At 50.4% G+C, this 10,302-nt stretch carries 13 protein-coding genes; 12 read left to right on the top strand and 1 reads right to left on the bottom strand.

Translation table 11 applies throughout. The features are described 5' to 3' along the window. The 4 genes from EKM90_RS12875 to EKM90_RS10510 all read left to right on the top strand — a co-directional run. Positions 1–1,446, top strand: a 1,446-nt coding sequence (locus EKM90_RS12875) for a VaFE repeat-containing surface-anchored protein (protein WP_164507950.1), incomplete at its 5' end; no start/stop codon positions are given. Positions 1,447–1,449: 3 nt separating this feature from the next. After that, positions 1,450–2,202 (top strand): sortase domain-containing protein, encoded by a 753-nt coding sequence (locus EKM90_RS10520; RefSeq protein ID WP_125582418.1) that lies wholly within the window; start codon positions 1,450–1,452, stop codon positions 2,200–2,202. Positions 2,203–2,352: 150 nt separating this feature from the next. Beyond that, positions 2,353–2,865 (top strand): hypothetical protein, encoded by a 513-nt coding sequence (locus EKM90_RS10515; RefSeq protein ID WP_125582416.1) that lies wholly within the window; start codon positions 2,353–2,355, stop codon positions 2,863–2,865. Then, the gene (locus EKM90_RS10510) at positions 2,862–3,356 is read left to right on the top strand and encodes a hypothetical protein (RefSeq protein ID WP_125582414.1); all 495 of its coding nucleotides are present in this window, start codon (positions 2,862–2,864) and stop codon (positions 3,354–3,356) included. The genes EKM90_RS10515 and EKM90_RS10510 overlap by 4 nt, the downstream gene beginning before the upstream one ends. A gap of 316 nt (positions 3,357–3,672) precedes the next feature. On the opposite strand, the gene EKM90_RS10505 is transcribed toward EKM90_RS10510, so the two are convergent. Then, positions 3,673–4,371: a hypothetical protein gene (locus EKM90_RS10505; protein ID WP_125582403.1), complete on the bottom strand. Its 699-nt coding sequence runs from the start codon at positions 4,369–4,371 to the stop codon at positions 3,673–3,675. A gap of 27 nt (positions 4,372–4,398) precedes the next feature. On the opposite strand from EKM90_RS10505, the gene EKM90_RS10500 reads away from it, so the two are divergent. From EKM90_RS10500 to EKM90_RS10470, 8 genes are all read left to right on the top strand, one after another. Next, complete coding sequence (locus tag EKM90_RS10500) at positions 4,399–4,623, top strand: hypothetical protein (RefSeq protein WP_125582401.1); 225 nt, start codon at positions 4,399–4,401, stop codon at positions 4,621–4,623. Between the two features lie 109 nt (positions 4,624–4,732). Next, positions 4,733–4,909, top strand: a complete 177-nt coding sequence (locus tag EKM90_RS12870) for a hypothetical protein (protein ID WP_164507949.1) — start codon at positions 4,733–4,735, stop codon at positions 4,907–4,909. A 454-nt stretch (positions 4,910–5,363) separates the two neighbouring features. Next, a complete protein-coding gene (locus EKM90_RS10495) occupies positions 5,364–5,690 on the top strand; it encodes a hypothetical protein (RefSeq protein WP_125582399.1) in 327 nt (108 codons plus the stop codon). Between the two features lie 14 nt (positions 5,691–5,704). Then, a complete protein-coding gene (locus EKM90_RS10490; protein WP_125582397.1) occupies positions 5,705–5,986 on the top strand; it encodes a hypothetical protein in 282 nt (93 codons plus the stop codon). Positions 5,987–5,996: 10 nt separating this feature from the next. Then, complete coding sequence (locus EKM90_RS10485) at positions 5,997–6,566, top strand: single-stranded DNA-binding protein (protein WP_125582395.1); 570 nt, start codon at positions 5,997–5,999, stop codon at positions 6,564–6,566. Positions 6,567–6,578: 12 nt separating this feature from the next. Further along, positions 6,579–8,033, top strand: coding sequence for an immunoglobulin-like domain-containing protein (locus EKM90_RS10480; protein WP_125582393.1), 1,455 nt, complete (start codon positions 6,579–6,581; stop codon positions 8,031–8,033). A gap of 2 nt (positions 8,034–8,035) precedes the next feature. Then, complete coding sequence (locus tag EKM90_RS10475) at positions 8,036–8,530, top strand: DUF3801 domain-containing protein (RefSeq protein WP_125582391.1); 495 nt, start codon at positions 8,036–8,038, stop codon at positions 8,528–8,530. A 164-nt stretch (positions 8,531–8,694) separates the two neighbouring features. Next, on the top strand, positions 8,695–10,296 hold the full coding sequence (locus EKM90_RS10470) for a VirD4-like conjugal transfer protein, CD1115 family (protein ID WP_125582389.1): 1,602 nt from the start codon (positions 8,695–8,697) through the stop codon (positions 10,294–10,296). Positions 10,297–10,302 lie beyond the last annotated feature (6 nt).

The following is a 10,302-nucleotide window of genomic DNA, read 5'->3' as shown; positions in this document are numbered from 1 at the left end:
ATTGATAAGGCCACAGGTAAGGTTGTTCTTGACGCTAAGGGCAACCCAATTACTGCTGAAAAGACGTTCGTCGCTGACAAAGCCGACGGGTCGGTTACCATGACTTACACCGTTGATGCTTCTAAGGCAATGGGCAAAGAATTTGTTGTCTTTGAAAACCTCTACCGTGACAACAACCTAGTTGTTAGCCACGCGGACGTCAACGACGCAGGCCAGACCGTCAAAGTGGTTACCCCAAAGGTTCACACGACGGCTACTTCCGACGAAGGCGACAAGCAGGTGATGCCTGAAGAAGACGTCACCATCAAAGATGCCGTTGCGTACAGCAACCTGGTTGTCGGTAAGCACTACTCCGTAACCGGCTATCTGCACTATACGGATGGCTCTTTTGTCCTTGACGCCAAGGGCAACAAGATCGCTAAGACGGTTTCCTTTACCGCTGAGAAGACCGATGGCACCATCGACGTGACCTTCACGGTTGATGGCCGTCTGCTGGCGGGCAAGGACGTTGTTGTGTTTGAAAACCTCTACCACAACAACAATCTGATTGCTTCTCACGAAGACATCAACGACAAAGACCAAACCGTTCACTTCCCGAAAATCGAGTTGCACACTACGGCAACGGATTCTGAAGGGTCCAAGGAAGTTGTTCCAGAAGAAAAGGTAACCGTTAAGGATGCTGTGGCTTACCACAATCTGATTGTTGGCAAGACCTACACTGTCAAGGGCTACCTGCACTACACCGACGGATCGTTCGTTAAGAACGCCGACGGCTCCAAAGTTTCCAAGACCGTGACCTTCAAAGCCGAAAAGGCTGACGGCACGATTGACGTTGAGTTTGTCGTTGACGGCCGCGCTTTGGCTGGCAAGGACGTTGTGGCTTTTGAGTACCTCTACCACAACGGCAAGCTGATTGCTTCTCACGAAGACATCAACGACAAAGACCAAACCGTTCACTTCCCGAAGATTGAGCTGCACACCACGGCGACCTCTGACGGTAAGAAGACGGTGACCGCTAGCCGGAACATGACCATTAACGACGTTGTTGAGTTCAATGACCTCGTGATTGGCAAGACCTACACCGTCAAGGGCTACCTGATGGACAAGGCCACTGGCAAACCGGTTCTGATCAACGGCAAGAAAGTCACTGCTGAAAAGACCTTCAAGGCAACCGCCAAGGACATGAAGGTGACCATGACCTTCACGTTCGACGGCAGCTCCCTGGGCGGCCATGACGTGGTTGCTTTTGAAGACCTCTACCACGATGGCAAGCTGATTGCCAGCCACGCTGACATCAACGACGCGGGCCAATCGGTTCACATCGCGCCAGCTCCAAAGCTGACGCAGACTGACGACTCCCTGAATGGCGTTCTGTTGGCCCTGGGCGTTGTTGCTCTGATTGGCGCTGCTGGTGTGGCCTTCTACCTGCTGCGTAAGCGGGCCTAGCCTATGCGACGTAAGCGTTGGCCACTAACTGTTGCATTAATCTTGCTGATCCTTATCGGCGTGGCTTTGATCCTATGGCAGCCGGCCCAGGAGGCCAGCAAGGGCCAACGCGCACGGAGTGATGGTCAGCAACTAATCAAGTCACTCAAGAAGGGCAAACAAGCGCCCCATACGCGGGCAAGACGGGCCGATACGGCCGTTTCAATCCCGTCAGTAGGAATTGACCTAGCTATCTACAAAACGGATGCAGGGCTCAATTACGGGGCGCTTGCGGAGCTTGCCCGCGTGAAAGCGAACACCAGCCCCGTCGACAACAACTATGTCCTTGCAGGTCATAGCTCATACGTCCCTGGGGTTTTGTTTGCCAATCTTTTCCAACTGACGACCAGTCAGGGCTACGTGCGTAATGCAGGCGCTCCCTACCGGCCGTCAGACTACAAGGGCGGCACCGGCACCGGCGGTCTGATGTATGTGTATACGCTAGAAGGCAAGTACACCTATGAAGCCGACCGGGCATATACGGTTGAAGGTAGCGATGCTTCGATCCTTAGTGATCCAGCAGCTGGTGCCGCCAAACAGATCCACCTTTTCACTTGCCCGCGAGTTGGTTACAAACACCCAGCGTTTCGCTACGTGGTTCAGGGCCATTTAATCAAGGTGAAGCCTACAAAACTCGGCCTCCAAAAGCATCTTGATACGTCTCTAACGGTTTCTGACCCCACCTCGTATCGCGTGGGCACGTTAACAAGCGATTAAGTATCACCACCGCTGCCGGAACAGCGTTAGCGCCTGCTGATGCTGCCAGGGTTCGACTCCCTGGGGCGGTCTTGCACCAAAAGAATTTGCAGGATACGTGCAAGGCCCTCCGCGTATTTTATCTGATAACCGAAAAGAATGGAGACTGAAATGGAACATTATATTGATTTTGGCCACTACGAGATGGTCATAACTGCTGGCAAGGTCATGCTGCTCATTGCGATAGTTCTGGCATTGGTTGGCCTTGCCCTCGATAAGAAGAACATTTCTTTAGCAGACGACTGGGTTTTACCAGTCTTCACAATGCTTCTGATTGTGGGTAGCATTATTTCGATACTGGTCGAACCCTTAGATAGCACAAAGCAACTCACGACCCCACTAGAGATTGAACGCTCTGGTGATATAACCTTAGACTTTACGCCCCTGGGACACGCGGATCACGGGACTGCTGAAGCTACAACACCGCAAGGCCGGGCAGTCGATCGCGTTCTTAACAAGGCTTATGCGCTTTCTAAGGGGAAAGGATACGTTAGCCTGGAGGTGAGCTCGAAGAAGGCTGAAGCTGTGTTGACTATGAAGAAGGGCAAGCCTTACAAGATTGTGTCAAAAATTGACTCAATGAAAACGGTTAATGCTGACGCCAAAGGAGGGGTAGAGAAATGATGAGATCAATAGCAACACTGATGATGACCTTGGCCGCGTGGAATCTTACGATATGGAATGTCATAGCAAGGCGTGATGAGGTCAGAAAAATGGCCAATCAGGTTCGAGAAATGCAGAGAATAGGGGCACCAAGGGAGATGCAAAGCGGAGCCTTAAACAAGCTTGAAAAAGCGTACCGTGGGCAAGTAGCACAAAAGCTATTTCTCACTTTCCTAAGCGTATATTTTTTCGGAGCTTTGTTGACCATAGGTTGCATGATGCCCTATGGCGAATCATTGTCTATGCAAACTCTGAGTGAGCTGGGGAATAAGGCGATGCCGTTCGGCTGTGCGTTGGGTTTGACTGTAACCGGCTGTGTCATGATAGGCATATTTGTTTACGAGAAAGTGTGCGACAAGATTGACAAGAAACACGATGGCTGGGTTATCCCGTGGATGCTGCTGGGGCTTCCAATCCTACTGATTGGAGCACTATGGATGACCCACATGTAGGAAGAGGTTTGTCTCGCGTCAGTGCCGCTGACGCGTTTGTGATTCAATTGGCTGGGGCCTTGGATTTATAGACAGAAAGAAGGATATACAATGGCAAACCTTGACTATATTCAGGGAAGACAAAGACGAGTAGTGTTGCAGATTGTTCCTGGCTGGTACTTCAGGGGTGGTGCGTGGACATACCAGGCGAAGGATAAGATATATATCACCTGTGACCCATTCCGAGCTGCCGACGTGTCTCAATTGCCTATGGAGCAACAAGAAGTTTTGAGCGGCCTTGGCGTATTCAAACCAATCTATTTGACCACCAGTGTTGTTACGAAATCAGTCCGTGGTTCTCACGATACTTAGCAATTTCTGCCGCCATACAAGCCTGTTCGGTCTTATTGACTGTATTGGCGTCTCCGGGTAAATCGGTGAAATCAACAGAGTAGTGGTCGTTGTTGGCAATCTGAGCCCAAACTTCAGGAGGTAGCAAGTGCTGTACTTTCCAAGCATTAAAAGCAGACCGATGGCCGGCACCGTTGTTGTGGAAGCCTTTGAAAAATAGTTTTGTCTCCTCTTCAGGCTTGTCCTGTAAGTTCAATAATGCGTTTCGAGTCTCATAATCAAGTGAGCTTTTCCGGTAGTGGAGAGATCTATTGACATCGTTCCAAAGGCTCAAGAAACCCTTGGCAGGGTTTAGCTGATGATTAAAGAAGGAAGAGATGTGTTTTCGTTCCTCGACTGAGTATCCATCGGTTGCGACTTTATAGCCGGTATATATTTTTACCACGAGAGGCGGTTGGTTATCTCCCTTTCTGTTAAATGCCAGGAGCCAAGGCTTAACAAAGTCCCCAGCAATGAATGAGACCGCGAATGCTCTCTGGTTTATCTCCATATCGAAGACAAAAAAGTCACGTCCGTGGCCTTCGCTATCCCTGACTGTTTTCAATACCGGAAGCTGCGTGTCGTGACGCTTACCTGCTTTGGGTAAGGCAATCGGTACAAGTTTTAATACTGGATTCATGTCCATAATGAAACCTCCAAGGAGTGATGAGAAGTGCTAGTTATTCAAATTGTGCCAGGCTGGTACCTGGCCGACGATGCATTAGATGAAGTCTACGACTACCGCCCAGGTCACGAGATGGAAATACTGATTTATGATCTGCCAATCACTTCTGACCTGCAGCTTGCACTGAAGATTGATTCGGCAGAGGGCCCCTTTATTGATGATTTGAGAAACAACATTGCTACTGTTCAGGCTGTGCCACTGGATAGGCTATAGGCGCCAGCCGGGTACGAGGATAGAATAGCATGCAGATTACAGTTAGGGAGTTTTTAGGCCAAAATAGGTGGGTATCTTTTCTCTAGAACAATTGAAAGGTGGGGTAACCATGATCGGAGCTGACAAAAGCTGGATTAAGTTCGCAGCTACAACAGATACTCGTCGCGAGCTAGAAGATGTTCAGCGGGCGACTGGTGAGCGGACCTCTTCACTGATCCGCCGACTCATTCATCAGGAAGCCGCATTGGTCCACGCCGGGTTTACCACGGGGCCACAGAAGCAATAAGCGAGCAGTCGACGATGGGGTGACTTCGGCAGGCGGCTACCCCGCTATTTACCTTGTTCCAACGATTTCTTTAATTACTATTCTCCTGGTGCCCCTACTTCTCTTCCCCAGAGAACAAAAGTAGGGGCTTTTTGCTGTCTTTGGAAGGTATCTGATCGTGTGGATACTAACAGGGTTCGACTCCCTGTGGTGGCTTAGGCGGCCACCCCCAAGGCCTGCCTAGCCCTACCTATTTTTCATTATTACTCCTCCAAATTTGAGTGGTCTCTTTCCCAGGAGGCCACTTTTTGTCGTGGCTGGTACATCCACTTCTTTAGACTTAAGCGGTGGACGCGGGTTCGATTCCTGCACACGACGTAGGCGGGTAGTTACTTTACGCCCGTCGCTTTTAACTGTTGAGTCAGATGATTTTAATCGGCTGTAGTCGAAATTAGAAAGGAGGCGATTAGAGTCGATGAACGATGAGGCAGAGCATGGCATTTATATCCCTGATGACGTTCTCACCAAGCCGGTATCGAGCCGGTTTGTGATTGAAGCGGATGGAAATCAGAAAGAACGAGTGCAAATCACCATATCAAGTCAGTACGTTGGTCAAAAGGCACGCGTCACATTCTACGTAAGTATGTTTCCGGAAAATCGACTAGTGATTCTAGGCAAGACGGACCACACGTCGTTAACCAATATGATTATGTTCACTGTGCAGCACGCCCAGGTTGAGATCAACGGGAACCTCACCATTATTGGATGGCGGTTCACCGATCTACCAACAGATTTTATCTAAAAGGGGGAACACAAATGGAAGCAGCATACGATTTTGAGCCAATTCAGCTCGTCGTGCCGGTTCGTAAGATTAAGCGAATCGCGTATTTCGACGGGCTGTACGTGTTCAAGGTTCGACGTGAGGATCTTCGCAAGCAGCGTAGTCAGCTACTCGGTAGCAACTTCTATGCAGCGCGCGGCTGGTTCGCTTATCCACATCGTCTATATCTCGGGCCTGTGGTTGAGGTTAAGACCTCAAGCACGCATATCTTGCAACTAACCGTTGATTGCCGCGTGTCTGGTAACCGACTGGATTAAGGAGGCACTCATGAATTCAATTCAACTCGTAGGCCGTTTGGTTCGCGCAGTGGAGTTACAGTACACAGCTACAGGTAGGGCTTATGCGCGTTTCACTGTCGCAGTGAGTCGGCCACACGACAAAGACAAGACAGACTTCATTCCTTGCATCATTTGGGGACAAAGTGCGCAATCAACCGCAAAGTATGTACACAAAGGCAACCGAGTGGGCATTATTGGTGAACTACATCAGAACGACTACGTGACTAAAGACGGTGAGAAGAAGCAGAGTTTTCAAGTGCGAGCAGACCAGGTTGAATTTCTAACTCCTGCTACCAGCCAGGAACCTGACGTACAGTCCGCCGCTGGCACTTCAGGCGCCGGTACGACGCCTGAGTTGGACTGTGAGCAATCAGCGCCGCTGGATCCATCAACTCCGGCAGAGACTAGTCCTGGGGCGCAAAGCCAACCGGAACCTGCTAATCAAGTTAGCCAACATCACGAAGCGGACGAACAGCCAGCCGTACCCGAAGACCGTGAGGAAACGGGTCCTGAAGATTACGACCATTTCGATATTACCGAAGACGACATTCTATTCTAAAGGGAGGACACCATGGACGAAGATAAAAGTAAGAAACGTAAAAAGATTGCAGCTTGGGTGATTTGCCCGATTGTGCTGCTAGGCTTAGGTGCTGGCATCGTTAGTTGCCAGCAACAAGGCACACATAAGGACCAGACCGTTCAAGTACAGAAGAAATCCAAAGACAAGGCTAAAGCAGCCGCTGGCCATAGCTCCAAGCAGGCGGACAAAACTGTTGAAGATGCGATGGCCGATGCTGGACTTAGCTCTAGTGATACCAATGGTAACGACGTGAGCGTGTCGGATGACGGTCTTGTTGGCGAAAATGACCTAGCAGTGGCTTTAAACGGTAAAACGACTACGAGTGCTCTGGCTCTAGTAGATGGCGCTGATGCCGAGGTCAAAACGTTGGCTGAAGCGGAAAAACCAGCTTTAGTACCCCCGATTGACAATTCTAATACGTCAAAGCCTTCGACTGGCACGGGTACAGATACAGGAAACAAAGGCGGCGGCTCTGACTCTGGTGAAACCACAACAGATCAGGCACCTTCCATCAGTGCGCCGGCGACGATGATGGTGCACAAAGGGCAACAATCAGTAGACTTTCGGGTTGGCGTCACGGCCAGTGACTCCGAAGACGGCGATTTGACTAATGCAATTGGCTATACAACCACGCTTGATAAGAACACGCCAGGCACCTATACCGTTACCTACTCAGTAACGGATAGCGCGGGCCACACCGTATCAGTGACACGCGATATTACGGTGATCAACGACAAGCCATCTATTGTGTTCCTGAATGACAATCCGGTTGAGGTTGGTACGACCTTTGACGCCTTGAAAGATGTTAGCGCTGATGACTATCAAGACGGCGATTTGACAGGCAAGGTCACCGCTGAAGGTAAGGTTGATACGACGACTCCTGGTCAGTATGAACTGACCTATTCCGTCACTGACAGCGACGGGCAGACGGTCACCAAGCAACGCACAGTCACGGTTTACGCTGACAAGCCAAACATCGACACCAACAATCAGAACACCAGCGTGGCGCTAAATAGCGAGTTTGATGTTCTTCAAGGTGTTAAGGCCACCAGCAAGTATGGTGAGGCTGACCTCAAGGTTGACGGCAACGTTGATACCAGCAAGCCAGGGGAGAATAAGCTGACCTACACGACGACCGATAAGTTCGGGCAGACGACGACCAAGACCGTGACCATCAACGTCACGGCGGATAAACCGAGTCTGGATGTTTCTAAGGTGCCGACGACGCTCAAGGTCGGTGATCAGCTTGATGCCATAGCTAACGTAACAGCGACCAGCCCTTATGGTGACGCCAAGGTTACTGTTGATGGTTCCGTTGATACGGGTGCGGCAGGTGACTATAAGTTAACCTACACGGCCACTGATAAGTTTGGGCAGACCACGACTAAGGAAGTTACGGTCACTGTGGCAGCGGACGACAGCACGGATGCAACTGAGGAGGAATAGTAATGGCAGCAGGAGAACAAGAGGCCGTTGAGGCCGTTTTTCGATTGGCAAATCTAAGCCTTCAGATGCTGACGCCTGTGTTAAAGGCAACGGTGGGTACTGCGGTCCACGCTACGACAGCCGTTATCAAGAAGACAACGGTCACGCAAAAAGGGCGCTTAGGACAGCTGGTAGAGAAAGGTTCTTTGGAGCACATCGATATTAGTAAGACTGACCTGGGTGACTTCAAAAAGGCGCTCAAGTCCCTCAAGGTTGATTTCTCTCTAGCGAAGGAACCTGGCACTGATATTTACCACGCTTTTTTCAATGCTGAGAGCTTGGACCGTGTGAACATCGCTGTGAACCGAGTGCTAGGTGGCATCGATGGACCTGAAAAGGGACCTGGCAATCTTGATGAAAAGATTGCCCTCGCCAAAGAGCAGGCCAAGGCTCGAACCGAGCAAGCTCAGGAGAAGAATAAACACCGTGAGCGGCCTCTGCCGGATAAAGAAATATAGTCGTAAGGGAGGTCTGCATCATCAACGCGAAGAAAACTGTAGGCGCCGCGATTGGTTCGATCGCGGCGTTTTATATTGGCGTGAATGTTGGCGCCGAGTATTACGCAGCTCCTAAAAACTATACGTCAATCATTGATCGCCTGGGATATATTGCGGGTTATCCGATGCGGTATATTGAGCCGCACTTTGGCTTCAAACCTGTTGCTCTCTTGTGGGGTATCGGTGTCTTGATTGCCTTCTGGCTGGCGTATCTGTACATCTCCGTCAATCAGCACAATACGCGTGCTGGCGAGGAACATGGGTCTAGTCGCTGGGGGACGGCTGAGGACATTAAGCCGTTCATCGACTGGGATCACCCTGAAAACAACATTTTGATGACAGCGACTGAGCGTCTCTACCAGACAGATCCGGATTACACGCGTACGCCAATGTATAGCCGTAATGCGTTTACGGCCGTTGTCGGCGCTGCTGGGACTGGGAAGACACGAACGGTGGTTATCCCTAACCTAATGCAGGCGAACAGTTCTTACGTGGTGACGGACACCAAAAGCGCAACCCGGCGTGCCACGGTAAAGTATTTCCGGAGTAAGGGTTATGTGATTAAGACACTTGACTTCATTACGCGCGAGAACACAGATCACTTCAACGTGTTTCACTACATTAAGAATGAAGACGACATTATCGAAATGGTCGATGTGTTCATGGCCAATACCAGTGATGACAAGAAAACCGGCGGTGATGCCTTCTTTGACAAAGCCGAGAGACTGCTGTTCAGTGCCCTAATTGACTACCTTCGCCTAATGATCCGGAAGGAAGATCAGTCGATGGCGTCTGTAGCGAAGATGGTGCGGCTGCTTGAAACAACAGAGGACGGACCGGGCGTGGTATCGCCCCTTGATGTGATGTTTGAAGAGTTTGCTGAACGTTTTCCCGATGCGTTTGGCGTCAAGGAATACGAAACGTACAAAGTGGCGCCAGGGAAGACTTCGGCAAGCATGGCCATTTCTGCCGGCGTACGCTTGGCACCATTTGACGTACCTAGCCTGGCCAGGATGACAAGTGATGACACGCTAGATTTGGATCTGGTAGGGGATCAAAAGACCATCGTGTACTTGGTTCTTCCAGACCAGACTTCGACTTACAACTTCCTGATTGGCATGACCTACCAGGTGCTGTTCAGCAAGCTGGTGGAACGGGCCGATCAGGTTCATGGTGGGCATCTACCAGTACCAGTTTTGATGGTGATGGATGAATTTGCCAACACTGCCAAAATTCCCAATTTTGATGCCCGTGTCAACACGGTTAGATCGCGGGGGATTGGGGCCATGATCTTCTTGCAAAATATTCCGCAAATCAAACAAGGTTACCCTAAGTCCTGGGACTCCATCATGGGCGCAGCGGACTCGTTCCTGTTCCTGGGCGGCAATGATGACGTCACAGCCAAGTACGTATCGGATCGTATGGGACAAGAAACCATTGAGGTGCTGAATACTTCAACAACACGAGGCGCCCAGGGATCGTTCAACACGCGATACGACAAGATTGCTAGGCCGCTGATGCAGCCAGCTGAAGTCTCGCGAATGCGGGGCGATGAGTCAATCTACATTCTCCGTGGGGTGCAGCCGTTCAAATCGAAGCGGATTGTGGTTGAAAAGCTCCCGACCTACAAGGCCTTTAAGGCGGCGCAGGATGCACCAGATGAACCAATTGTTAAACAAGAAAAACACAAAAACACCGTCGAAGAATTTTTCGGCGGTGATTTTTAATTGAGG

The sequence above is a fragment of the Lacticaseibacillus suibinensis genome, assembly GCF_003946175.1.
Classification (GTDB): domain Bacteria; phylum Bacillota; class Bacilli; order Lactobacillales; family Lactobacillaceae; genus Lacticaseibacillus; species Lacticaseibacillus suibinensis.
The sequence above is the reverse complement of the archived record's forward strand: the minus strand, read 5'-3'. Positions and strand labels throughout refer to the sequence as shown.

Excerpts from the sequence above, each read along its gene's own strand:
- EKM90_RS10490 (WP_125582397.1), top strand. The coding sequence starts at position 5,705 with ATGGAAGCAGCATACGATTTTGAGCCAATTCAGCTCGTCGTGCCGGTT.
- EKM90_RS10495 (WP_125582399.1), top strand. The coding sequence starts at position 5,364 with ATGAACGATGAGGCAGAGCATGGCATTTATATCCCTGATGACGTTCTC.
- EKM90_RS10505 (WP_125582403.1), bottom strand. The coding sequence starts at position 4,371 with ATGGACATGAATCCAGTATTAAAACTTGTACCGATTGCCTTACCCAAA.
- EKM90_RS10515 (WP_125582416.1), top strand. The coding sequence starts at position 2,353 with ATGGAACATTATATTGATTTTGGCCACTACGAGATGGTCATAACTGCT.
- EKM90_RS10470 (WP_125582389.1), top strand. The coding sequence starts at position 8,695 with ATGCGGTATATTGAGCCGCACTTTGGCTTCAAACCTGTTGCTCTCTTG.
- EKM90_RS10475 (WP_125582391.1), top strand. The coding sequence starts at position 8,036 with ATGGCAGCAGGAGAACAAGAGGCCGTTGAGGCCGTTTTTCGATTGGCA.
- EKM90_RS12870 (WP_164507949.1), top strand. The coding sequence starts at position 4,733 with ATGATCGGAGCTGACAAAAGCTGGATTAAGTTCGCAGCTACAACAGAT.
- EKM90_RS10480 (WP_125582393.1), top strand. The coding sequence starts at position 6,579 with ATGGACGAAGATAAAAGTAAGAAACGTAAAAAGATTGCAGCTTGGGTG.
- EKM90_RS10485 (WP_125582395.1), top strand. The coding sequence starts at position 5,997 with ATGAATTCAATTCAACTCGTAGGCCGTTTGGTTCGCGCAGTGGAGTTA.
- EKM90_RS10520 (WP_125582418.1), top strand. The coding sequence starts at position 1,450 with ATGCGACGTAAGCGTTGGCCACTAACTGTTGCATTAATCTTGCTGATC.
- EKM90_RS10510 (WP_125582414.1), top strand. The coding sequence starts at position 2,862 with ATGATGAGATCAATAGCAACACTGATGATGACCTTGGCCGCGTGGAAT.